We start from the raw sequence: 23,919 nt of genomic DNA on the forward strand, positions 1-23,919 counted from the left end.
CGCGTCGGCGTGGTTCGCGCACGCCGATGTAGTTCGCCGCGCGGTGCCCGGGTGTTCCGGGTGCCGCGCGGCTTCTGCGTCAGATGGCGGTCAGTCGTCGTGAAGCGGGGCCGTCGTCGTCGGAGGCTTTGTCCGCTTCTTCGGGGCCTTCGGCGGCGGCGACGAGGTCCTGGCGGGCGCGGGCCACGCGGGAGCGGATGGTGCCCACGCGCACGCCGGCGATGTCCGCGGCTTCCTTGTAGGTGTAGCCGAGCACCTGGGTGAGGATCAGTGCTTCACGACGATCCTCGTCCAGCGATTCCATGAGCACCCGCGCGTCGACGAGCTCGGCCCAGGAGGTGCCGGTCGACGATGCCTGGGTGGCGTCTTCCCACTCGACGGCGGATTTGCGGGGCCGTGCCATGTCGTGGCGGACGGAGTCGACCCAGGCGCGGCGGGCCAGCGACAGCAGCCATGTGCGGGCCGAGGAGCGGCCGGCGAATCGGGGCAGGGCCGACATGACGCGCAGGTAGGTTTCCTGCGTCAGATCGTCGGCGACGTCGGCGTTGGCCAGGTGGGCCAGGAGGCGCCACACGTCGTTCTGGGTGGCGCGGATGAACTCGGTCAACGCGGCGCGGTCGCCGCGGCCGGCCTTCAGGGCCAGGGCGGTGACGCGCTCGTCTTCGCGCTGCCGATCAGTCATGCCGCAACTTTAGCAAGTCGGCGTCCGCAGAGGTACATCTCATAAGCTGACGGCAATCAATAAGCGACTATATATAGCACGAGACTGATAAGTCCTGTATGGTGGGCGTCAACGCCTCCCCCAGAGCAAGAAGGAGCATCACATGACCTCCAGCAAGGACATCGCCGACCAGGGACTGGACACCGGCACCGGCAACGGCGGCACCACCCGTCTCAACGGCGCCCCCGTCTCCTCCGAACAGCACTCGGTGACCACCGGCCCCCAGGGCGGCGTCGTGGTCCACGACGTGCATCTGATCGAAAAGCTCTCCCACTTCAACCGCGAGCGCATCCCGGAGCGCGTCGTCCACGCCAAGGGCGGCGGCGCCTTCGGCGAGCTCACCGTCACCGAGGACGTGAGCAAGTACACCAAGGCGGGCCTGTTCCAGCCGGGCACGGTCACGCCGATGCTCGCCCGTTTCTCCACCGTCGCCGGCGAGCAGGGTTCGCCCGACGGTTGGCGCGACGTCCGCGGCTTCGCGCTGAAGTTCTACACCGATGAGGGCAACTACGACATCGTCGGCAACAACACCCCGGTGTTCTTCATCCGCGACGGCATCAAGTTCCCGGATTTCATCCACTCCCAGAAGCGTCTGCCGGACACGGGTCTGCGCGACGCCAACATGCAGTGGGATTTCTGGACGTCGTCGCCGGAGTCCGCCCACCAGGTCACCTACCTCATGGGTGACCGGGGCATCCCGAAGACCTGGCGCAACATGGACGGTTTCGGCTCCCACACGTACCAGTGGATCAACGAGGCCGGCGAGCGGTTCTGGGTGAAGTACCACTTCAAGACCCGCCAGGGCTGGGATTTCCTCACCGACGCCGAGGCCGAGGAGCTCGTCGGCCAGGACACCGACCATTCCCGCAAGGATCTCTTCGAGGCCATCGAGCGCGGCGACTTCCCGACGTGGGACGTCAAGGTGCAGATCATGCCCTTCGACGACGCCGCCGGTTACCGCTGGAATCCCTTCGACCTGACCAAGACCTGGTCGCAGAAGGATTACCCGCTGATTCCCGTGGGGCACTTCACGCTCAACGAGAATCCGCGCAACTTCTTCGCCCAGATCGAGCAGGCCGCATTCGCGCCGTCGAACCTGGTCGAGGGCGTCGGGCTGTCGCCGGACAAGATGCTGCTGGCCCGCGCGTTTGCCTACTCCGACGCTCACCGGTACCGTCTGGGCGCCAACCACGATCAGCTGCCGGTCAACCGGCCGGTCGTGCAGGTGAACACGTTCTCCCAGGACGGCGCCGCCACTCACCGTTTCGCCGATCCGTCGCTGCCGGTCCACGGTTCCAATGCTGCCGGTCGCGGCGCCCAGGAGTCCGTCGATCACGGTGATTTGGGCCTGTGGGCGGCCGAGGGCGAGGAGCCGTTCCGCGGCGCGTACATCCAGCACGCCGAGGACGACGACTTCGGCCAGGCGGGGACTCTCGTCCGTGAGGTGCTTGACGACGCCGCCCGCGACCGCTTGGCCGGCAACATCGCCCGTGCGATGGAGGGCGTGAGCCCGGAGGTCGAGGAGCGCGTGTACCAGTACTGGACCAACGTCGACGAGTGGCTCGGCGCCGAGGTCCGGGCGCGTTTCACCGCCAAGTAAAGGAAAACCCGCCCGCGGGTGCCTCGAACCGGTGGTTCGGGGACCGTGCGGGCGGGTTTCTGCTCGGCGGGAGAAGTGCTTCTGGCCGCCGAACGGCAGAATTACTTCTGCGCGCCGAACAAGAAGCCGACCGGGTCGAAGGCCGGCTGCTCGGGGGCGGACTCGACCGTAGCCTCGGCCTCGGCCTGCTCGGTGGCGGACTCGGCCTGTTCGGCCGGGGCGCCGGTTGCAGCCGGAGCCTCGGTCTCGGCCTGCTCGGGGGCGGGCTCGGTCGGAGCGTCGGCCTGCTCCGCGTCGGAGTCGGCCGGGGTCTCGGGCAGGATGACCTCGGGCTCCTCGGGCGCGGCCTCGGCGGGGGTCTCGCCGGACTCGGTCGGGGTGGATCCGGCATCCGGGGCCGAGTCGGAGCCGGAGTCGATGACCGCACCATTGACGGCGTTGACGTCCACGACGTCGGAGACGTGGGTGGAGTTGTCGTCCTCGACCTCGACGTCGAGGAAATCCTCGCCGAACGGCAGGTTGACGTCGCCGAAGGTGGAACCCAGGTTGATGTTGCCGCCGCCGATCTGCTCGAGGGCGGGGAACGGGGACTCGATGACGATGTAGGGGCCGTCCGGGATCGCGTCGACGACCTCGGCGATGGCGGAAATGGTGGCGGCGTCCATGATGCGCTTCCTCTGCTTCGGAGCTAAACGAGTTATCTGACGATTTGTGGAATTTAGGGGGACCGCCGCCCGCCACCGGCGTAAATCGCGGTGGGGGAGCGGGCCCCCAAGTCGTTGGTGCGGCAGGGTTCTGCACCGGTGGGGACAAACGGTGTTTCGGCGAAAAGCCGCCCCGGAACGCCGTGGCGTTCCGGGGCAGCCGTGTGAGCGGAAAGTCCCGCCCGCGCGAATGAAGCTGCGCGCGTGTTCCGGATCAGATGACCGGGAAAGAGGGGAGACTAGGCCTTGACGCCGTTGCCCGCGTTGATGTCCAGGATGTCCTCGACGTGGGTGGAGTTGTCGTCCTTGATCTCGATGTCGAGGAAGTCCTCGCCGAACGGCAGGTTGATGTCGCCGAAGGTGGAACCCAGGTTGATGTCGCGGCCGGCGATCTGCTCCAGGGCCGGGAACGGGGAGCCGACGGTGATGTACGGACCGTCGGGCAGGGCCTCGACGAGCTCGGCGGCGGCGGAAATGGTGTTGGCGTCCATGATGCGCTTCCTTTGCGTGGAGTTGAAAGAGTTGGTTGACGGAAATTCGGGCGGCGGTGTGGACGGGAACTTCCGTACGCGCGGACGGAACCGCACGCGTGGTTTCCGGATCAAATGACCCGGAGGGGGCTACTACTAGCCGGCGGCGACGCCGTTGCCCGCGGTGATGTCCAGGATGTCGGACACGTGGGTGGAGTTGTCGTCCTCGACCTTGATGTCGAGGAAGTCCTCGCCGAACGGCAGGTTGATGTCACCGAAGGTGGAACCCAGGTTGATGTCGCGGCCGGCGATCTGCTCCAGGGCCGGGAACGGGGTCTCGACGGCGAGGTACGGGCCGTTGGGCAGGGCCTCGATGAGCTCGGCAGCGGCGGAAATGGTGTTGGCGTCCATGTGAACGACTCCCCTTTTTTGGATGGCGTGGTGGCTGAGAACCGCGGCCCTCGGCGGGCTCCGGTGGGCGACCCCCTGAGGCCTCCCTGAATCTCTCGGGGTAGACACTAAGACCGCTCTTTGCTTTCCGCAATGGGGTTCACGGGCCCGGCGAGTACGGACAATTGTCTTCCGGCGCTTCGATTATCGGATTTATTGGCGTACCCCTAAAAGTGCAGAACACGCGTTGTTTACGTGGCGTTCATGTGCGCCATGCGAATGGCTAACGGTGTGAACCCGTTCTAATTTTGGCACTGCCAGCGGAAACGGTTGGGTAATGGCATTCATGAAAGTGAGCCTCACCTAAGAAACGGGCGTGGAGGGTGGGGTGCCGGGTGTTGTTCGGGACGCTTTTCGATCGTCGGAGTTCACGCCTTCGTTACCCTGTAAGATGTGAGCTAATGCACACTCTGGCCTGAGTCTCAGCCCGTGCCATTCGCCCCCGCTCGGGGGTAGTGCAGTAACCCGGTGTAACACGAATGCCCGACCTGTCTCGGTTACCCCGGCTGCGCCCCCACCTGCGCGATTCCACCTCCGGCCGGGTTCCGACGAGCCACGCGATCCGGTCATGCGACGTTGCCCATCGCCCCGGCCACGGCCACCTAGAGTGTCAGATCCCCGCCCAAACGCCACCGGGCCCCTCTCCCGCAGCAAGGTGGGAGAGGGGCCCGGTGGCGTCGCAAGGCAATTGGCACGGCACGCGCGACGCAACGCGCCATTCATGCCGCACACGCGGCGCACGACGGCGCCCGCGGCGATGACGCCTGATCCGCCGCGGCTACCCCGCGTTCGTCGGCCGCCGATCCGAATGGTCCTCGGCGGACCCGTCCCGCGCACCGAGCACGGCACGCGCCAGCACCTCCGACGCGACGGTGGCGACGACGAGCATCGACACGATCGCCAGCAACCCGGTGAGCACCTTGCCCACCGTCAACGTCCCCTGATCGAACTCGAGGATCGCATTGCCCACCACCAGCAGCGGCGCACCGACCATGACGCCGGCGGACAGCTGATTCATGCGCGACAGCGCATCCGGCGCACGCCACATGGCCACCGCCGCACCGAGCAGGTACAGCGACCCGCCGATGACGGTCAGGGCGAACAGGACCGTCGTGATCACTCCTCCGATGCCCATGACCTACCTCCTTCCCCGCGAAATCACGCGGGCCAGGCCGACGGTCGACAGAATGCCCAGCAGGCCCGCCAGCATGGCGATGTCGAACGTGATGGCCGTTTCCCGCAGCAGGGCGGTGGTCAGGAACACGCCGACCATCGAAAAGAACGCGACGTCGGACATCACCGCACGCGACACGTTTCCCTTGACGCGGAACACCTGGATGACGGTCAGCACGAACGCCAGCGAGCACAGCGCGACGCCGATGCCCGCGATGACCTGCACCACGGAGTCAGTCATGGCGGTTCTCCTTTCGGTCGGCGGGGGCCGGGTCATCATGCTTGACGACGCCGGCGTTCCGGTCGCCCGGCCCACCGCCATCGGTGGCCGGCTCCGGAATGACGTCGTCCTCCATCGGGTCGTCGACCACCGTGACGGAGTCGGGCAGGCTCGGCAGCCCCTGCGCGGTTTCGGCGGCGGTGCCGATGACCTCGTCGGGGTCGGAGTGCACTTCCGGGTCGTAGTCGTCGAAGACGAAGGCCTCCGGGCGGGGCAGATCGCGCACCCGCGGGGACATGCGCTCCTCCATGTCGTACAGCGAATCGCAGACGCCCTCGAAATCCGCGCCGAACACCGCGTGGACGATGAACATGCGGCGACCGCCCTCCAGGGCGCGGATGCCGCAGACGAGGGTGCCCGGCGTCATGGTGATCGACGCCGACAAACCCACGATTTCGGTGTCGGTGGTGATGCGCAGCGGCATGCCGATGAGGATCGGCTTCTGCTTTTGCCTGGCCCGGAACGTATCCGCGATCACCTCCGTCGCGGCGATGACGACCTGACCGGTCAACCACGCGCCGTAGGCGGGAATGTGCAGGATGCTCATCGGGTCGCCCCTTCCCGGGCGGACTCGGCCGCGGCCGAAACGCCCGTGTCGTTGCCCACGCCGTCGATCATGCCGACGCCGTTGGTGGCGGCGCCGCCCATGTCGACGTTGTCCAGGTTGCCGTAGGAGATCGCCGACGCCGGGTCGCCCAGGGCGGCCTCGACGTAGGCGGGCACGTCGACCAGCGCGTCGCCGGCCGCACCCGTCCACCCGGCGACGACGCCGACGAAGACGAACATGGCCACGCTGACCGCCGCCAGGAACACCGACGGCGCCGCCAGGGCCCCGCGGACCCGCAGCGAATCGTCGATGCCCTGCATCGGGCGGCCCCAGAACACGCCGCGCCACACGCGGACCATCGCCAACAGGGCGCCCAGCGACGCCAGGACGATGACGGTGATGACCACCGCCGACCGGGCGTCACCGCCCGACGCCGCCGCGACGACGACGCCGACCTTGCCCCACAGGCCCGAAAACGGCGGGAAGCCGACGATGGAAAACGCCATCGCCGCGAACACCCACGCCACCAGCTGATCCCGCCGGGCCAGCCCCGACAGGCGCGACAACGTGCCCGTGCCGTACGTTTCCTCGATCGCACCGGAGACCAGCACCAGCGAACCGACGGTGACCATGTGGTGCAGCGCGTAGAAGATGCCGGCGGCCAACACGGCGGAGGCGTCGCCGTCGGTGAAGGCCAGCACCACCAGGATGAACGGCATGCCGTTGACCATCTGGTACGCCAGCACCCGGCGCATGGTCGACTCCGCCAGGCCCGCGTAGGCGCCCAACAGCATCGACGCCGCCATCAGGACGATGATCGGCCACTGCCACGACGGATCCATGTCCACGATGACCACGTAAATGCGGAACAGCATGTACACGGCCACCTTGGTGTGCACCGCCGAGAAAATCGCCATCACCGCCGGCGACGTCGACGGGTAGGTGCGCGGCAGCCACGTGTGCACCGGCGCCAGACCCGCCTTCACGCTCAGCGCGATGATGACCAGACCCAGCGCCACCGCACCCGGCCCGCCGCCCGCGGCCGACCCGGCCAGCAGCGCGATGTTCACCGCGCCGACCGAGCCGTACACCAGGGCGACGCCGATGAGCAGCACCGTCGACGTCATCAAATTGACCAGCACGAACGACCGGCCGGCCGCGAGGCGATGCCACGTGCCCGTCACCGCGATCAGGCCGTACGACGGAAGCAGCATCACCTCCATGAACACGAAGAAGTTGAACAAGTCGGCGGTGAGGAACGCGCCGGCCATGCCCGCCAACATCATCAGCGTCAGCGACGCGAAGAAACGCGACTTGTTCTCGCCGGCGACCTGCGCGAACCACGCGCCTGCGAACACCACCATCGACGCCACGCCCAACATGAGCAGGGAAAACGCGTCGGCGACGAAGGGAATGGACACGCCGCCGGGGAACCCGCCGACGTTGTGGCCGATCGGGCCGGAGTCCATCACCCGGTACAGCAGCGCACACGCCACCACGGCCATGCCGGCCGGAGTGGCGATCGACAGCGCCATCCGCACCGGAGCCCACGGCAACACCGCCGCGACGCCGGCGAACAACAGCGGAAGAATCGCCACCAGGGGCAGCAGAGCGGAGACCGTCTCCGCGGACATGCCGGTCATCAGCGATCACCGTCCTGGGGCGATACGGGCGGGTAGTGCTCCATCCGAACCGCTCCCGCACCCGAACCGGCGTCGGCCGGGCGCAGGCGGCGGGCCTTGCGGCCGGCTGTCGACAACTGGGCATTGGCCTCCCGGTCCTCGCGGATCCGTGTGTCGTCGTCGCGGCCCAGGGCCGACATCGCCAACATGAAGGCCGTCACCGCCATGGTGATGACGATGGCCGTCAACACGAACGCCTGCGGCAGCGCATCCGCCGCCGTCTCCGCCTCCGCATTGCCCATCAGGGGCTCCTGCCGCCAGGCGCCCACGCCCGTCGACAGGATGATCAGGTTCGCCGCATGCGAGATGAACGTCATCCCGATGATGATGCGCACCATGCCGCGCTGCAGCACCAGGTACGCGCCGCCGCCGGCGAGCACGGCCGCGATGAGCGCGATGATCATGCCCGCACCTCCTTCTTGTCGGAACCGTTCTTCTCGCCGCCGCCGGAACCGCCGGGACCATCCCCGCCGGCACCGGACCCGGAGACCGGACCATGCCCCGACGAGCCGTCGTAAAGCTCGTCCGGGACGCCCTCGCCCGCCGGATCCCCGTACGCGGAATCCGCGGCGACGGCCTGATCCGGCTTCTGCTGCGGCGGAACGGCAAGCCCCGTGCGATGCACCACCGTCGGGCCAAGCTCATCATCGGACTTCGGCGACCCCGGACGAGTCGGCCCGCCCAGATGATTGAGCGCCGTGGCCACGATGCCCAGCACCGCCAGGTACACGCCCACGTCGAAAATCAACGCCGTGGTCAGATGCTGCCCGGCCACCGTGCCATGCAGCGGAGCCAGGAACGAGCCCTCCAGGAAACCGACGAAACCGATGACGATGGCCACGATCACGCCGAAACCGCTGAACAGGTACGGCACGTTGCGGCCCATCAGCGGGCGGTCATCCGGATTCGACAGGTACTTCAGCATCAGCGCCGACGAACCGATCAACGCCGCATTGAAGCCGCCGCCCGGCTCGTTGCCGCCGCGGTACAGCACGATCACCGACAGCACCAGCAGCAGCGGCGTCATCCACCGCACCAGCCTGCGCAACGGCAGCGAATTCAGACCCGGCTGCGGCAGCGGCCCCGGACGACCCGGGTGATGCGGCCACCGCGGCATCGACGCCACCACCGCGGCCATCGCGATGCCCGCCATGCCCAGCACGGCGAGCTCGCCCAACGTATCGAAGGCACGGAACTCGACGAGGATCGTGTTGACCACGTTGTCCTCCGACGTGATCTTCGGGCCCTCCTCGAGGTACCACTGCGCGATCTCCGGCTTGTCGCGGCGACCCGTCAGGGTCCACACCGCACCGAAGGTCGCCAGGCCCACGCCGACGCCCACCACCGCCGCGACCATGCGGCGATTGCGGCCCGTGCCCGAGAAGGCGCGGGGCTGGTGGCGCAGCACCAGCATCATCAGCACGACCGTTAGCACCTCCACCAGGAACTGCGTCATGGCCACGTCCGGCGCACCCAACAGCAGCACCTGCAGGGTCACGCCCGTGCCGGTGACGCCCAACAGCACCGCCGCCTGCAGGCGATTGCGGGCCTGCATCGTGGCGACGACGCCGATGACGACCACCGTCAACGGGATCAGGTCCATCCACGAATCGATGCCGTCGATCTTGTCCGGCAGCTCCATGCCGCCGAGGCCCGGCGCCAGCAGAACCGCACCCGCGTAGACCACGAGCACCGACAACATCGGCAGCAGGTGGCGCGTCGGCGCATGCGAATCGCCGATCGCCGCGAAGGAACGGCCCACCCGGCCGGCGGCGCGCGTTCCGAACGACAGCGCCTGCACGCCCGTGAACGGGAACAGCTTCCGGCCCGCCAGGGCCTCGTTCATCCGGCCGCGCATCAGCACCAGCAGCACGCCGACGACGAGCACGCCCACAGAAATGAGCAGCGGCACGTTGACGCCGTGCCACAGGGCCAGGTGCGTCTCGGCGTAGCCGCCGCCGAGCACCGTGCGGGACACCGAATCGAGCGGGCCGTCGAGCAGCGGGCCGACGAAGAACGCCAGCGGCAGCGACACGACGCCCGGGATCGCGGCGGGCAGCCACAGGGCGACGGGCGCCTCGCGGACCTCGGACATGTCGCGGGGGCCGTCGACGAACGCGCCGAAGATCAGGCGCGCCGAATACGTGAACGTGGCGATCGCGCCGATCGTGGCGGCCACCAGCAGCACCACCACGCCGGCGTCGGCCAGCGGGGCATCGGTGAACGCCTCGAGCATGCCCTCCTTCGACAGGAAGCCCAGCGTCGGCGGGATCGCCGCCATCGACGCCGCGCCGATCACCATCGACCCGAAGGTCCACGGCATGCGGCGCCACAGCGGGCCCAGGCGACGGATGTCGCGCGTGCCCGTCTGATGGTCGACCGTGCCGGCCAGCATGAACAAAGACGACTTGAACAGCGCGTGCGCCAGCGTGTGCACCACCGCGGCGACGATGGCGAAGTGCGTGCCCACGCCGATCGTGGCGACGATCCAACCCAGCTGCGACACCGTCGAGTACGCCACCAGGCGCTTCAGGTCCGTCTGCTGGATGGCGAACATGGCCGCGGACACCGCCGTGGTCATGCCCACGACGATGAGCAGCACCTGCCACGCCTGCACGTGCGAGAACGCCGTCGCGAAGCGGATGAGCAGGTACACGCCGGCCTTGACCACCGCCGCGGCGTGCAGGAACGCCGACACCGGCGTCGCCGCCGCCATCGCCTCCGGCAGCCACGCCTGGAACGGCACCTGCGCCGCCTTGGTGAACGCACCCAACGCCACCAGCACCGCGACGACCGTGGTCACCGTGGCGTCGCCGCCGGGACGCCACACCTCGTGGGCCAGCAGCTCGGTCAGGTTCGTGGTGCCCGTCGCCCACACCGCCACGGCCAGCGCGGCGAGCAGCAGCAGGCCACCCGTGAACGTCAGCAGCAGGGTGCGCAGCGAACCGGCCTCGCCCGACGACCCGGAGCGGGCGATGAGCAGGAAGGACGCCATGGACACCAGTTCCCAGCCGATGAACAGCAGCACCACGTCGTCGGCGAGGACGAGCAGCAGCACGGCCAGCATGAACCCGGTCATGAGGACGTAGAAGCTCATGGTGCCGCCCTTCGGCGGCAGGTACGCGGTGGAGTAGATGAACACCACCGAACCGATGACCAGCGCGAGCAGCGCGAACACGAGGGATAGCGGGTCGAGGCGGAGCGCGAAGTCCACCCCGGTTCCGCCCGGCAGCAGCGCACCGGCCCACGTCATCCCCCACGTGACCGCATCCCCGTCGAGGACGCCGCCGGCCAGGCGGACCAGCTGCACGATGGCGGCGACGAAAAACGCCACGATCGGCCAACCGGCATGCCTGCCGAGCACTTTCACGAATAAGGGGGTGAGGGCCAGCGCCACCGCGACCAGGGCCGGGACGCTGAGCAATGTCACGACGGGGTCGCCTTCCTGTATGGAGAGAATCGATGGGATCCGGCGGCCCACGGCCGGCTCGGATCGGGTATTTTGGCCGTTTTCCACCCTATCAACCGGGTCGGGCGCCGCTGACTTTGGGAAATGCGGAGAAAGGCGCGTTGTCATATATCTCCGCCCGGTGCGTTGCGACGGCCATCGGGTGCCCCCGCGCCGCTTTTTTCGCGCATCGGCGTCGGAAAGCCCGCGGTGCGCGACACCACCCCCGGGCCCTTCGGCGTAGCACCCACGACATCGCCCGCGCGGCCGATAGCTTGGGGGCATGGCTCCCCGGAAGGTCGGCGTTCGCCGCGCGTTTTTGTCTCTGCTTCTCATGCTCCCGCTGATCGTCGGCGCGGCGTACGTCGCCGGATCCGGCATGGGCCTGTCGTCGGCCTGGATCGCCGACGGCGCGGAGGAGGGGCATGCCCCCGGCCCGGTGCCCGGCATCGACGTCGCGCAGGTGCAGGAGGCGCGCCGGGCGATCGGAGAGGCCAATACCCAGGCCGGGTTCCTCGACGCCGGGATGGGCCGGGCGACGGAGGGCATCGGCGAACTGAAGGACGGCGGCACCGAATTGGTGGAGGGCACCGGTGCGATCCGCGAGGGCGCGTCCGATCTTTCCTCCGGGCTCAACGAACTGCAGGTCGCCACGGGCCGGCTCGGCGGCGGGGCGAGCGACATCGCCGGCGGGGCGGGGGCCATCGCCGACGGCATCGGCCTGGTCAACGTCGCCATCGGACAGGTGGAGGCGACGATCGGCCCGGCGAAGGAGTCGGCGCGCGCCGCCGGCGATCAGACGGCCGTGGAGAACCTGGAGGCCCTCGAGCGGCAGCTCGGCGCCGTCGACTTCGACGCATTGGCCGGGGAGGCCGAGCGTTTCCGCAGGGGCGCCGACGAGTTGTCGTACCAGCTCAACACGCCGGGCGCTCCGTACCGCGACGGCATTTTCAGCGCGGCCGCCGGCGCAGGCGAGTTGCGCACCGCCACCGAGGAGCTCGACGAGGGCGCCAAGAAGATCGACGGCGGCCTGAAGGAGCTCAACGACGGTGCCCCTCGGCTCGACGAGATGGCCCAGACCGTCGCGGACAAGGTCAGCGAGGCCAACCGGGCGATGCCCGTGCCGACCGGCGAACAGCTCGCCGCGGCGGGATTGATCGACGGCGAGGGCGACGAGGCCGGGGCGAACGCGACGCTCGCGCCGACCCTGGCGTTCCTGGTGTCCGCGCTGGTGATGCTGGCGGCGTCGGCGCTGTGGCTCATCGCGACTCCGGGGCGCAGCGGCCGAGATGGCCGCGGTGGCCGTGATGGTGGCGACCGTGATGGCCGTGATGACCGTGGTGGTGGCGATGCCGCGAGCCGGGGCGTGTGGTCGCGGGTGTTGCCGGGCGGCGCGTTCGCCGGTGCGTTGGCGGGCATCGTGGCGATCGGCGCGTTGGTGCTGTTCATCATGGCCGACGGCTTGGACCTGCTGCGCGGTGCGACGAGCGTGATCGTGTTGGCGTTGGCCGCGTTGGCTGCGACGGCGCTGGCCCGTGCCGTGTTGGCGGTGTTCGGGGCGTCGTGGGGCCGTTTCGTGATCGTCGTCGGCATGCTCGTCCAGGTCGGCGTCATCGGGTGGGTGTGGCGCACGGCCGCATCGGCTGCGACGGGAGGCGCCGAGATGGCGACCGCGTGGGGAGTGGTCGCCGCCCTGCTGCCGCTGCATCATCCGACGGCGGCGCTGACGGCGTTGGGCAACGACGGGTCGACCCTGATGTGGGGCTCGTCCGCCGGCGTGCTGTTGGCGCTGGTGGTCATCGGTGCGCTCGTCGACCGGTTCGGCGCCGGCCGCCGACGCGCCACCGTGACCGCGCCCGCCACCACCAAGGCGGCCAAGCCCAAGGAGGCCGAGACCGAAGCCGCCAAGCCCAAGGCCGCCGAATCCGAAACCACAGAGCCCGAAGCCGCCAAGTCCACGGCGGCCACGGCGGAGGCACCCACTCCCGACGCCGCCGACGACGCGGTTTCCGAATCCCCGGTCGATGACGATGCGGAGGCCCCGGACGCCGAACCCGCGGACGCCGCCGACCCGGACGATGGGGCGGACGGCGGAGACGAAAGCGTCGTCACGCAAGAATAGCCCTGACCCCGACCCGCGGCGGAAAAACCCGCCGCCGGGCCGGACCCGGAAACGAGAAAACCGCCGCCTGCTTTCGCAGAACGGCGGTTTATCTCACCTGGTCGGGGTAGCGGGATTTGAACCCACGGCCTCTTCGTCCCGAACGAAGCGCGCTACCAAGCTGCGCCATACCCCGGTAAAGAACGTCGCAACGGTTCCGGGCCGCGACTGCGGGCCAGCGGCGTGCGCTGCAACGTCGACAACTTTAGACCCCCGCCGTCGCAAAAGGCAAAACGTCAGCTCCGGCGGGGATTCCCGGGCACGTCACACCACGTCAGGCCGTGGCCGCGGTCCCGGGCCCCTCGTCGGCCGCCACGACCTCGATGAGCGTCGCCGACGGCGGACAGAACAACCGCACCGGCGCATACGGCGACGTGCCCAACCCGTTGGACACGTGCAGCCACGTCCGCTCGGTCCACCGCGACAGGCCCGACGCCCGCGACCGGTCGATCCCGCAGTTGGTCACGATTGCCCGCTCGAACGGCAAACACACCTGCCCGCCGTGGGTGTGGCCGGACAGGACGAGGTCGTAGCCGTCTGCGGCGAAGCGGTCGAGCACCCGCGGCTCCGGCGAGTGCGACAGGCCGATGGCCAGGTCGGCGTCGGCGTTGGGGGCGCCGGCGACGGAGTCGTAGTCGTCGAGATCATGGTGCGGGTCGTCGACGCCGGTGATCGCCAGCCGCACGCCCCCGGCAACGAACTCCAGCCGCCGGTGCGTGGCGTCGCGCCAACCACGCTCGATGAACGCGGCGCGCATGCCCTCCCACGGCAGCTTCTCCGTCGACGGCTTGCGCTTCTTGCCGGTCAGGTACCGCAGCGGATTCAGCGGCTTCGGGCCGAAGTAGTCGTTGGTGCCGAACACGAACGCGCCCGGCCGATCCAGCAGCGGCCCCAGCGCCGCGAGCACCGACGGCACGGCGTCCGCGCCACCGAGGTTGTCGCCGGTGTTGATCACCAGATCCGGATCCAGCGCCTCCAGGCCCGCGACCCAACGCTGCTTCTTGCGCTGCGACCGCGTCATGTGGAAATCGGACACGTGCAGAATGCGCAGCGGCTCATGCCCGGCGGGCAGGGCGGGCACCCGCACCCGCTTGACGCGAAACGCCGTCAACTCCACCTGATTGGCGTACAGGAACGTCGCCGCCCCGAGCAGGCCGGCACCTCCGACGACGCCGCCTGCCACCCGCGCCATGCGCTTGACGACGGACCCCGCCCCCGACCGTTCGCCCCCCGCGCCGAAAACCGCGGGAAGGCGGGACGGGGTGGGGGAGGGGCGTCGCAAAGCAAAATTCTTCAATCCGGGCACGGCCACCACGCTACCGTCCCCGCCCCCGACCACGGCACCGCCTCAACGCGCGGCACGCGCATGCCGCACCCGCGGCGGCGTAAAATCCGCGGCATGAGCGAACTGAAGGCAACCATCATCTCCGACATGACCGCCGCCATGAAGGCCCGCGACAAGGCCACCGTCGGCGCGCTGCGCATGCTCAAGGCCGCGATCCAAACCGAGGAGGTCTCCGGCGCCAAGCACGAACTGACCGACGCCGAGGTGCTCAAGGTCATCGAGCGGGAGATCAAGAAGCGCCGCGAGTCCGCCGAAATGTACGCCGAGAACGGCCGCGACGAACTCGCCGAGAATGAACGCGCCGAGGCCGAGGTTTTCGCCCGCTACCAGCCCAAGCAGCTTGACGACGACGAACTCGCCGCCCTCGTCGACGCCGCCATCGCCGAGGCGTGCGGTGACGAGCCCGCGTCGATGAAGCAGATGGGGCAGGTCATGAAGGCCGCGCAGGCCAAGGCGGCCGGCCGCGTCGACGGCAAGCGCCTGTCCGGTGCCGTGAAGGCGCGCCTGCAGGCCTAGCGCGGCAGCGGAATCCGACCGAAGCCCGGAATGGTGATCGCATCCGGCAGATCCGGCACGCCACCGCCGGGTCGCGGCGCGGGAGGCTCCGTCGTCCGGGGCGGCGGCGGGCGGCGCGTGCCATCCGACACCTCCAGGGTCACGGTGCCGCCGTCGAGAAGCAGACCCGGCACCCGAACACCCGTCACCGTGCCCCGCGGCCGACCCGTCTGCGACACCGAAACCGACTCGACCCGGTAGCCGGCCTCCTCCAACTTCCGGCGGGCGTCGGCCTCCTGCATGCCCTCCACCTGGGGCAACGACGCCCTGGCGGTTCCGGGCCCATACTCCGGGGCCATTTCCGGCAGCACCTTGCCGCCATGATCGTCGATGATCGGCGACACCGCCGAAAACCACGTCCGCGCCGGCTCGCGGCCACCGTACAAATCACCCGAACCACACTGGCGCAGCGGCGACGTGCACAACTCCGTCACCACCGGCGAATCGTTGTACGCGTACACCGCCGCGGCCAAACCCGTCGTGAACCCCAGGAACGCCGCCGACTGGTTCGACTCCGTCGTCCCCGTCTTCGCCGCAACCGGGCCATCCCACCGCGCCGACTTCGCCGCATCCTCGGCAGTGCCGTCGACCGTGTCCGACGACAACGCCTGCGCCATCGCATGGGCGACGCCCGGATCGACCGCCTGGTCGCACGCCGGACGGTCGACGTGCACCGGGTTGCCGTCGCGATCCGTGACCTCCACGATCGGATCCGGCTCGCACCACATCCCGTCCGACGCCAACGTCGCGCCGACGTTCGACAGCTCCAGCGCATTGACCGGCGTCGGACCCAACACGAACGAACCCAACGTGTTGTCGGACACGTACTCCGCCACCGACGACTCGCCGTCGAAACTGCCCGGCACCGTGTACGACCGCATGCCCAGGCGCACCGCCATATCCATGACGCCATCGACGCCGACCTGCTCGCTCATCGCCACGAACGGGGTGTTCGGCGACTTCGCCAACGCCTCCCGCAGAGTCATCGACCCCGGGAACGTGCCCGTGTTCTCCACGCAGTACAAGCCGGGCGGACAGCCGGCCGCGCCGCCGTCGCCCAACCCCGACGCCTCGTAGCGGCGCGGCACCGGCAGCGACGTGTCGATGCCCATGCCCTTCTCCACCGCCGCGGCGGCCGCGAAGATCTTGAAAATCGACCCCGCGCCATTGCCCACCGACGTAAACGGCTGCGGCTGAACCGTCTGCATCGCTTCGGCGTCGAGCCCGTACACCCGCGACGACGCCATCGACAGCACGCGGCGCGAATCCGTGCCCGGCTCGACGACGCTCATCACCTCGGCCACGCCGCCCGCCGTCGGAGACGCCTGCTCGCGCAACGCCCGCTGCGTGTTGTCCTGCACCACCGGATCCAACGTGGTGTGGATGGTGTAGCCGCCCCGGGCGAGCTTCGTGCGGTCCAGGCCGCGATCGGCGAGGTAGCCGAGGACGTAGTCGCAGAAAAAGCCCCGGTCCCCGGCGGCGATGCAGCCCTGCGGCAGACGATTCGGCTCGGGCAGCACGCCCAGGTCGGTGGCGATGGCGTCGTCGGCCTGCGCCTGCGTGATCGACCCGGTGGACACCATCGCACGCAGCACGTCATTGCGGCGGGCCATCGCCCCATCCGGATTCGTGTACGGATTCAACCCCGACGTCTGCTGCACCAGCCCCGCGAGCAGCGCCGACTGCGGAATGTTCAGGTCCTTCGCCGGAATGCCGAAATACGTCTGCGCCGCATTCTCGATGCCGAAGGCGCCGTTGCCGAACGGGACGATGTTGAGGTAGCCCGTCAGCACCTCTTCCTTGGACATCCCGTCCTCGAGGTCCTGGGCGATGCGGATCTCCCGCAACTTGCGGCCATAGTCGGTGGCGGTGGCGGCGCGGCGTTCGGCCTCGGTCTCCGCCTCCACCAGGAGCGTGTAGTTCTTGATCAGCTGCTGCTCGATCGTCGACGCACCCTGCTGCACCGACCCGGACGTGAAATTGGCCAACGCCGCACGGAACGTGCCCTGCCAATCGACGCCGGAATGATCCCAGAAACGGCGATCCTCGATGGAGACGATCGCGTCCTTCATCTCCCGCGAAATCTGCCACGACTCCACCGAGGTGCGGCGCTGATCGTACAGCCACGCCATCGGTTCGCCGTTGACGTCGGTGATGGTGGTGATCTCCGGGGCCTCGCCGCCGATGACCGAGCGGGACGACATCGCCAAATCATCGGCGGTGCGCGCCATCAGGTACCCGCCGCCGCCGGCGACGGGGAAGATCGCCGCGGCGACGATGAGCCCCGCGAGCATCACCGCCACCGCGAGCTTCAGCAGATTCCGACCGACATTCACGCGGTCAACCCTACTGCCGGGGTTTTCAAAGGGGAATCCCCGAATCTCCGAACTTCCCGGGCGCTGCACCGACACCACCACAGCCGCCAGCGTCGGCAACCTCCGGGGGAGGCGGGAACCAGATGAGCGTCGTAAAGCCCCCCAAGCCCAAAGCCCCCGAACCCCCTGAAAATGAGGAAACACCGCGCCCGGACCATCATTTTTCCTCCCTCCGTTACATCGCGGGGGTGCCGGGGGCCACCCCCGCAATCCGCGAGCCGGAAAACGTCCTACCTGGTGCTATGGGTCACCACCACCCCCGGGATGTGACCTAGGTGACATTGCTCAAATTGTGTGAATAGACTTACAACAACAAATCAGCACGGAATCAGCATCGGGAACCCTCCCAAGCTGGTAACGGACACGCCCGGCACACCCCACCGCGCGCCAGGCGACACCGCACCGGCCCCACACGCGGGCCGACGACCACCCCACCGCCCAACGCGGACGGGGACCGCGAAACACCGAAGGAGGCCATGATGACCGCCACAATCTCAGACCGGAACCGAACCGCCCGCGTGGCCGACCTCGTGGAAGAACGCGAAGCCGCCGCCGACAGCTTCCGCGACCGCCAAGAATGGGTCACCCGCGCCAAGTGCCGCGACATCGACCCCGACGAACTCTTCGTCCGCGGCGCCGCCCAGCGGCAGGCCGCCGTCATCTGCCGCCACTGCCCCGTCGTGCTGCAGTGCCGCGCCGACGCCCTCGACAACCGCGTCGAATTCGGCGTGTGGGGCGGGCTGACCGAGCGCCAGCGCCGCGCCATGCTCCGCGAGCACCCCGAGGTGACCAGCTGGGCCGACTACTACGCCGCCCAGATCGCCGCGCAGCGCGTCGCGCAGAAGGCCCGCCGCGCGTAGCGGGACCTGGCGACGGTGGGCCGTCCCGGCGGAGTGTGGCGGATGGGCCCGCCGCGTGTAGTGGGACCTGGGAACCCCGGTGGATCAGTGTGATCCGCCGGGGTTTCGCCGTGTCCGGGCGTCGGGAGCCGCTTTTTGACGCCGAGCCCCCTGGCCGCTGCTGGGGCGCGTGCTCGGCCACTCGGAGCCGCCTAAAAGTCTCAACCTCAGCTTTGATCCGCACTTAGTAGGCTGATTTGTTGCATTTCATCGCTCAAATCCTGAAAGTTCGCGCCGAAAATGCAACAAATCCGCCGACTAATTGCAGATCAAGTTCTATCGGTTGCGGGTGGGGCGCATGGGGCTGCAGGGGCCTGTGGCGGCGGGTACATGGGGCAAGGAGCGGGGGCCTGGCGGCGGATGGAAGGGGGAGGGGGACGAGCGGGGGCCTGGCGGCGGATGGAAGGGGGAGGGGGACGAGCGGGGGCCTGGCGGCGGACGGAAAGGGAGACGGCGAGTGGGCGTGGGTGCCTGGCGCGGGGGCCTGGCGGCGGGTGCCTGGCGCGGGGGCGGGAACCGGCGGCCGGTTCGGGGCGCGCGATCAGTCCAGTGCGGGGAGAATCCGCTTCGCCAGCGTGCGCAGGTCATCGATGCTGGTCACGCCGCCGCTCATCGACGGCACATGCGTGAGGGGAGCATCGGGGAACCGCCGGACGAAGCGATTGATCTGCTTCTCCTCGGCGGCGGCGAGCTCGACGCGGGACTCGTGGATGCGGCGCATCGCGGCCATGGCGCCGGGTGTGGGTGCTTCCGCTTCTGCCGCACCGCCCGGCCCCGCCTCCGTCCCGGCTCCGGCACCCGCCCCCGCCTCAACCACGCCACCCGCGGCATCGCCCCAGTTCAGCTCGCGGCCGCGCAGGGCCTCGGGCACCTGGTGGGTGCGGTTGACGACGACGCCGGTCACCGGCAGCCCTTGCCCGCCGAGGGAGTCGGCGAACGACCGCGCCTCTCGCAGCGCCTCGGCGGTCGGCGCGGTGACCAGGAGGAATTCGCCGGCGTCGCCCAGGCGGTCGCGCATGGCCCGCGATCGCACGAGCATGGAGTCGGCGACGGGCCGCAGTCCGCGGGCGAATGCGGCGGCCTGCGCGAGGGTTTCGCTGCCGACGATTTGGCCGAGCAGCATCACGCCGGTGCCGACGAGGCTGGACGAGGACGTCAGCAGCCGCATCAGGGGGTGGCGGACGAGGCGTCGCACGCGGTCGGCGGAGTCGAGGAAGTCGAGCGCGGACAGGGCGGGCGGGGTGTCGACGACGATGGCGTCCCATTCGCCGGAGTCGTGCAGCTTGGCGAGCAGGTCCATGGCCAGGTATTCCTGCAGGCCGCCGAAGCTGCGGGCGACGGTGGCGGTGACGCGGTTGTCGGCGAGTTCGGGTGCGCCGGCTTCGGCGAGGAGTGCGCCGAAGCGGGCGTTTTGGTCGAGCATCAGGGCGTGGAGGTGGTCGTGCCCTGCGACGGGTTGCGGGGTGTCGCCGAGTTCGTCGAGGCCGAGGGCTTGGGCGAGTCGTTTGGCGGGGTCGATGGTCAGGACGACGGTGCGCAGGCCGGTGTCGGCGAGTCCGAGGGCGAGTGCGGCGGCGGAGGTGGTTTTGCCGACGCCGCCGGAGCCGACCATGACGATGACCCGCGGGTCGCCGTTGCCCGCGCGGGCATGCCGGTCCCGATCCCGGTCCTGGTCCCGGCCTCGGCCCATCGCCTCGTCGGCGCCGCGTGCGGTGTTGTCGTGCGCGTTGTTGGTGGTGTCAGGCATTGGGCACCTCGCGGTGGTCGAGGCCGGTGAGCAGGTCGGCGATGTCGTAGAGGCCTTCGATGCGGACGCCGCCGGGCTGGGCGGGGATGCGGGTGATGGGGTGGGGCCAGTCGTCGGCGAGTTCGGTGAGGGAGCGTCGTTGGATGCGGGCGCGGGCGGCGACGTCGTCGAGTTCGGCAAGCAGGGCGGTGGTCAGGGTTTCGTTGCTTGACGACGGTCCGTCGCCCGCGTCGTCGGCGGGGGCCAGGGTGCGGGCGATGGCGGTGACGTCGTCATGGCGGAGGGAGAGTGCCGCGTCGCAGAGATCGTCGTCGAGGAGTCGGTTGACCACCACCGATCCCAGCGGCAGGTTGACTTCGGCCAGTTCGTCGAGGGCTTCGAGGGATTCGCGCACGGGCAGCGGTTCGGCGAGCGTCACCATGTGCACGCGCGTCGAACCCGACCGCAGGAATGCGGCGGTGTCGGCGGCCTGGCGGTGGATCGGCCCGGAGGTGGCGATGTCGCCGAGTGCGCGCGTGACGTCGAGGAACCGCGCCACCCGACCCGTCGGCGGGGCATCGACGACGACGGCCGACCAGCCGCCGCGCCGGGCTTCGGCGACGATGAACCCCGACAGCAGCACGTCCCGCAGGCCCGGGGCAATGGCCGTGGCGAATTCGGTCACGCCGAATTTCCGGGCCGCCGCGATCGCCAGCGACGACCCCACGTTGGACGACAGGTAATCCTCGAGCACGGCTTCGGCGTCGAGGGAACAGGCGTGGACCTCGCCGCCGCCCGACGCCGAGGCGACCTTCTCCGGAGACCGCGGAAACGTCGCGAGCCCCAGCGTCGCGGCGACCGCCGGCCGCCCCTCCGTCTCCACGAGCAGCACCCGCCCGCCATCGGCGGCCAACCGCAGGGACAACGCCCCCGCGATCGTCGACTTGCCCGTGCCGCCCTTGCCGGTGATCACGTGCACGGCCGCCGCCCCCGGTTCCGGCGGAGACGAAGGCCCCGACGACGTGGACGGACGCGCCGACGACGGGGACGTCGTAAAGCCGTCTCCCGAAACCGATCCCGAGCGCGCCCGGGCGCCGTCGACACTCACCCCACCAACGATAGACGCCGCGGGCGGCTACTGTGTGAGCATGAGCACAACTTGGGAATACGCCACCGTTCCGCTTCTCACCCACGCCACGAAGCAGATCCTCGACACCTGGGGCGAGGACGGTTGGGAGCTGGTCACCGTCCTGCCCGGCCCCACCGGCGAGCAGCACGTCGCCTACCTGAAGCGCGCGAAGGGGGAGTGACCGTGGCCGTCACCGACCGCCTCCGCGAACTGGGCATCGAACTGCCCGCGGTAGCCGCACCCGTCGCCGCCTACGTGCCCGCCGTGCGCGTCGGCGACCTCGTCTACACCTCCGGCCAGCTGCCCTTCGTCGACGGCGAACTCACCGCCACCGGCAAGGTCAGGGACGTCTCCGCCGCCGGCAGGTCCGACAGCGAGGGGTCCGTCTCCGCCGAGGACGCCAAGGCCGCCGCCCGCGTCGCCGCCCTCAACGCCCTGGCCGCCGTCGACGATCTCGTCGGCATCGACAACGTCGAGCGCATCATCAAGGTGACCGGTTTCGTCGCCTCCGCCGCCGGCTTCAACGGCCAGCCCGGCGTGATCAACGGCGCCTCCGAACTGTTCGGCGAGATTTTCGGCGACGCCGGCAAGCACGCCCGCTCCGCCGTCGGCGTCAACGAGCTGCCCCTCGACACCCCCGTCGAGGTCGAAATCATCGTCCAGGTCCGCTCCTAGGGCCGCGCGACCCACGTGCCCGCGCCGGGGTCCGCGCGGCGAAAGTCCACCGCCCGACACGGTCGGCGGCGAAACCCCCGGCCGGGCCACGTAGGATGGTGGGCATGGAGCATCCTGCGTACAGCCAACTGCGTCCCATCTCCGAGTCGGTCGGAGTCGTCCTGTGCCCGAACCCCAGCTACAGCTCGCTGGAAGGCACGAACGCCTACGTCATCAAGGCCGAAGGCGACGATCGCAGCATCGTCGTCGACCCCGGGCCGGAGGACGAGGGGCATCTCAACGTCCTGCACCGCTACGCCGGCGATGTCGCCCTGATCCTGCTGACTCACCGCCACGGCGACCACGCCGACGGCGCGCATCGCTTCCGTCAGCTCACCGGTGCCCCCGTTCGGGCGTTCGACGAGCGCTACTGCTCCGACGGTGTGGAGCCGCTTGCCGACGGCGAGCGCATCGTCATCGACGGCGTCACCCCGCAGGTCGAGGTCGTCGCCACCCCCGGCCACACCGCCGACTCAGTCTGCTTCTTCGTCCACACCGGCGACGGCGACGATGACGTCGAGGGCATCATGACCGGCGACACCATCGCCGGCCGCCACACCACCATGATCTCCGAGACCGACGGTGATCTCGGCGAGTACCTCAAGACGCTGCATCTGCTCCAGGACCGCGGCGAGGGCGTGCGCCTGCTGCCCGGCCACGGCGAGGATCTGCCGGACATCACGGTTATGACGAAGAAGTACATCGAGCGCCGCGAGCAGCGCCTGGCCCAGGTCAAGGCGGCGATCGAGAAGCTCGGCGAGGACGCGTCGGTGGGTGCGATCGTCGACGAGATCTACACCGACGTCGACCCGGTGTTGCGCCACGCAGCCGAGCAGTCGACCCGCGTGACCCTGCGGTACCTGGAAACCCGGTAGCGTTTCCGCGCGCCGCGGCGTCGCCGTGAGCGGCTGCGTCGCCGCGCACCGCCGTTCCGTCCGGGCCGCGTGGCCCGGCACGGCGTCGCTTCACGACGACGACAGCGCCGCCCCTTTCACCTCGAGGGGCGGCGCTTTCGTCGTCAAGCAAGGAAACGGGCGACGAAAGGAGCCCGGAAAGCCGAAACGCGCCAGACCGGCCGGCGCGAGGGCGGAAAGGCCGGTCGCGGCCCTAGCGGGCGCGGCGGGCCAGGCGCTCCGTGTCGCAGATGACCACGGACTTGCCCTCCAGGCGGATCCACCCGCGGTGGGCGAACTCGGCGAGGGCCTTGTTCACGGTCTCGCGGGATGCGCCGACGAGCTGGGCGATCTCCTCCTGCGTGAGGTCGTGGGTGACGCGGAGGTTCGGGCCCTCCTGCGTGCCGAAACGGTTGGCCAGCTGCAGCAGCGCCTTGGCCACGCGGCCGGGCACGTCGGTGAAGATGAGGTCGGCCAGCGAGTTGTTGGTGCGGCGCAGGCGGCGGGCCAGCATGCGCAGCAGCTGGGCGGAAATGCCCGGGTGGTCGTCGATCCACTGGTGCAGCAGGTCGGAGTTCATCGACGCGGCGGTGACCTCGGTGACGCAGACGGCCGAGGACGTGCGCGGGCCCGGGTCGAAGATGGACAGTTCGCCGAACATGTCGGAGGGGCCCATGATGGTCAGGAGATTTTCGCGGCCGTCGGAGGAGTGGCGGGCGAGCTTCACCTTGCCGTCGATGATGATGTACAGGCGGTCGCCGGGCTCGCCTTCGTTGAAGATGGTGGTGCCGCGCGGGAAGCGGACGGTCTCGAGCTCGGTCAGAAGGTTCTGGACGGCCTCCGGGTCGACTCCCTGGAAGACTCCGGCGCGAGAGAGGATCTCCTGTACATCGTCCACGGTTTTGTTCTCCTGTCCTGTCGCATGGCACATCGCGGCGTCGTGGTGGGGCTGGTGTGCCGCGTTTCGGCGGGCCGCCGTTGTGCGGCAACTGACGGCACTGTGTGTGACCAATCCCACTCTAGATGAATATCCTCTTTCGTGGGAGC

At 69.4% G+C, this 23,919-nt stretch carries 22 protein-coding genes and 1 tRNA gene; 7 read left to right on the forward strand and 16 right to left on the reverse strand.

Features of this window, described 5'->3' with window-relative positions:
* Positions 1-79: 79 nt before the first annotated feature.
* On the reverse strand, positions 80-682 hold the full coding sequence (locus CFREN_RS00795; RefSeq protein ID WP_209654357.1) for an RNA polymerase sigma factor: 603 nt from the start codon (positions 680-682) through the stop codon (positions 80-82).
* Between the two features lie 142 nt (positions 683-824).
* Here CFREN_RS00795 and CFREN_RS00800 point away from each other — a divergent pair, with 142 nt between their 5' ends.
* Positions 825-2,321, forward strand: coding sequence for a catalase (locus CFREN_RS00800; RefSeq protein WP_209654355.1), 1,497 nt, complete (start codon positions 825-827; stop codon positions 2,319-2,321).
* Positions 2,322-2,422: 101 nt separating this feature from the next.
* Here the strand turns inward: CFREN_RS00800 and CFREN_RS00805 are convergent, their stop codons facing one another.
* The 9 genes from CFREN_RS00805 to CFREN_RS00845 form a co-directional block, all read right to left on the reverse strand.
* Positions 2,423-2,986 (reverse strand): hypothetical protein, encoded by a 564-nt coding sequence (locus tag CFREN_RS00805; RefSeq protein WP_209654353.1) that lies wholly within the window; start codon positions 2,984-2,986, stop codon positions 2,423-2,425.
* 278 nt (positions 2,987-3,264) lie between these two features.
* Positions 3,265-3,516, reverse strand: coding sequence for a hypothetical protein (locus CFREN_RS00810; RefSeq protein ID WP_209654350.1), 252 nt, complete (start codon positions 3,514-3,516; stop codon positions 3,265-3,267).
* A gap of 135 nt (positions 3,517-3,651) precedes the next feature.
* The gene (locus tag CFREN_RS00815; RefSeq protein WP_209654348.1) at positions 3,652-3,906 is read right to left on the reverse strand and encodes a hypothetical protein; all 255 of its coding nucleotides are present in this window, start codon (positions 3,904-3,906) and stop codon (positions 3,652-3,654) included.
* Positions 3,907-4,723: 817 nt separating this feature from the next.
* Positions 4,724-5,080 (reverse strand): monovalent cation/H(+) antiporter subunit G, encoded by a 357-nt coding sequence (locus CFREN_RS00820; RefSeq protein WP_070520083.1) that lies wholly within the window; start codon positions 5,078-5,080, stop codon positions 4,724-4,726.
* 3 nt (positions 5,081-5,083) lie between these two features.
* Positions 5,084-5,359, reverse strand: coding sequence for a monovalent cation/H+ antiporter complex subunit F (locus CFREN_RS00825; protein WP_141742964.1), 276 nt, complete (start codon positions 5,357-5,359; stop codon positions 5,084-5,086).
* Positions 5,352-5,945, reverse strand: a complete 594-nt coding sequence (locus CFREN_RS00830; RefSeq protein ID WP_209654346.1) for a Na+/H+ antiporter subunit E — start codon at positions 5,943-5,945, stop codon at positions 5,352-5,354. The genes CFREN_RS00825 and CFREN_RS00830 overlap by 8 nt, the downstream gene beginning before the upstream one ends.
* Positions 5,942-7,579, reverse strand: coding sequence for a monovalent cation/H+ antiporter subunit D family protein (locus tag CFREN_RS00835; RefSeq protein WP_209654841.1), 1,638 nt, complete (start codon positions 7,577-7,579; stop codon positions 5,942-5,944). Before CFREN_RS00835 ends, CFREN_RS00830 begins: the two co-directional genes overlap by 4 nt.
* Before the next feature lie 8 nt (positions 7,580-7,587).
* Complete coding sequence (locus CFREN_RS00840; protein WP_083291260.1) at positions 7,588-8,031, reverse strand: cation:proton antiporter subunit C; 444 nt, start codon at positions 8,029-8,031, stop codon at positions 7,588-7,590.
* Positions 8,028-11,057 (reverse strand): DUF4040 family protein, encoded by a 3,030-nt coding sequence (locus CFREN_RS00845; RefSeq protein WP_224371076.1) that lies wholly within the window; start codon positions 11,055-11,057, stop codon positions 8,028-8,030. The genes CFREN_RS00840 and CFREN_RS00845 overlap by 4 nt, the downstream gene beginning before the upstream one ends.
* A gap of 301 nt (positions 11,058-11,358) precedes the next feature.
* On the opposite strand from CFREN_RS00845, the gene CFREN_RS00850 reads away from it, so the two are divergent.
* Positions 11,359-13,197, forward strand: coding sequence for a hypothetical protein (locus tag CFREN_RS00850; RefSeq protein ID WP_209654341.1), 1,839 nt, complete (start codon positions 11,359-11,361; stop codon positions 13,195-13,197).
* A 98-nt stretch (positions 13,198-13,295) separates the two neighbouring features.
* On the opposite strand, the gene CFREN_RS00855 is transcribed toward CFREN_RS00850, so the two are convergent.
* Positions 13,296-13,372 (reverse strand) — tRNA-Pro (locus CFREN_RS00855).
* A gap of 138 nt (positions 13,373-13,510) precedes the next feature.
* Positions 13,511-14,428 carry a metallophosphoesterase gene (locus CFREN_RS00860; RefSeq protein ID WP_209654339.1) on the reverse strand — a complete coding sequence of 306 codons (918 nt, stop codon included), beginning with the start codon at positions 14,426-14,428 and terminating at the stop codon, positions 13,511-13,513.
* A 207-nt stretch (positions 14,429-14,635) separates the two neighbouring features.
* Here CFREN_RS00860 and CFREN_RS00865 point away from each other — a divergent pair, with 207 nt between their 5' ends.
* The gene (locus tag CFREN_RS00865) at positions 14,636-15,097 is read left to right on the forward strand and encodes a GatB/YqeY domain-containing protein (protein WP_209654337.1); all 462 of its coding nucleotides are present in this window, start codon (positions 14,636-14,638) and stop codon (positions 15,095-15,097) included.
* Here the strand turns inward: CFREN_RS00865 and CFREN_RS00870 are convergent.
* Positions 15,094-17,430: a transglycosylase domain-containing protein gene (locus tag CFREN_RS00870; RefSeq protein WP_209654838.1), complete on the reverse strand. Its 2,337-nt coding sequence runs from the start codon at positions 17,428-17,430 to the stop codon at positions 15,094-15,096. The genes CFREN_RS00865 and CFREN_RS00870 overlap by 4 nt on opposite strands.
* Before the next feature lie 560 nt (positions 17,431-17,990).
* On the opposite strand from CFREN_RS00870, the gene CFREN_RS00875 reads away from it, so the two are divergent.
* Positions 17,991-18,371: a WhiB family transcriptional regulator gene (locus CFREN_RS00875; RefSeq protein WP_070520149.1), complete on the forward strand. Its 381-nt coding sequence runs from the start codon at positions 17,991-17,993 to the stop codon at positions 18,369-18,371.
* A 580-nt stretch (positions 18,372-18,951) separates the two neighbouring features.
* On the opposite strand, the gene CFREN_RS00880 is transcribed toward CFREN_RS00875, so the two are convergent.
* Positions 18,952-20,157 carry an ArsA family ATPase gene (locus CFREN_RS00880; RefSeq protein WP_209654335.1) on the reverse strand — a complete coding sequence of 402 codons (1,206 nt, stop codon included), beginning with the start codon at positions 20,155-20,157 and terminating at the stop codon, positions 18,952-18,954.
* Positions 20,150-21,244, reverse strand: coding sequence for an ArsA family ATPase (locus tag CFREN_RS00885; protein WP_209654333.1), 1,095 nt, complete (start codon positions 21,242-21,244; stop codon positions 20,150-20,152). Before CFREN_RS00885 ends, CFREN_RS00880 begins: the two co-directional genes overlap by 8 nt.
* A 34-nt stretch (positions 21,245-21,278) precedes the next feature.
* On the opposite strand from CFREN_RS00885, the gene sp36 reads away from it, so the two are divergent.
* The 3 genes from sp36 to CFREN_RS00900 all read left to right on the forward strand — a co-directional run bounded on the left by sp36 (position 21,279) and on the right by CFREN_RS00900 (position 22,854).
* The gene (sp36, locus tag CFREN_RS00890) at positions 21,279-21,446 is read left to right on the forward strand and encodes a Sp36 family protein (protein ID WP_478219277.1); all 168 of its coding nucleotides are present in this window, start codon (positions 21,279-21,281) and stop codon (positions 21,444-21,446) included.
* 2 nt (positions 21,447-21,448) lie between these two features.
* Positions 21,449-21,940: a RidA family protein gene (locus CFREN_RS00895; protein WP_070520145.1), complete on the forward strand. Its 492-nt coding sequence runs from the start codon at positions 21,449-21,451 to the stop codon at positions 21,938-21,940.
* 104 nt (positions 21,941-22,044) lie between these two features.
* Positions 22,045-22,854, forward strand: a complete 810-nt coding sequence (locus CFREN_RS00900; RefSeq protein ID WP_209654329.1) for an MBL fold metallo-hydrolase — start codon at positions 22,045-22,047, stop codon at positions 22,852-22,854.
* A 232-nt stretch (positions 22,855-23,086) separates the two neighbouring features.
* Here the strand turns inward: CFREN_RS00900 and glxR are convergent, their stop codons facing one another.
* Positions 23,087-23,770, reverse strand: a complete 684-nt coding sequence (gene glxR / locus CFREN_RS00905; protein WP_035122708.1) for a CRP-like cAMP-activated global transcriptional regulator GlxR — start codon at positions 23,768-23,770, stop codon at positions 23,087-23,089.
* Positions 23,771-23,919: the final 149 nt, after the last annotated feature.

This window comes from Corynebacterium freneyi, assembly GCF_030408835.1.
In the GTDB taxonomy this organism is placed as follows: Bacteria; Actinomycetota; Actinomycetes; order Mycobacteriales; family Mycobacteriaceae; genus Corynebacterium; species Corynebacterium freneyi.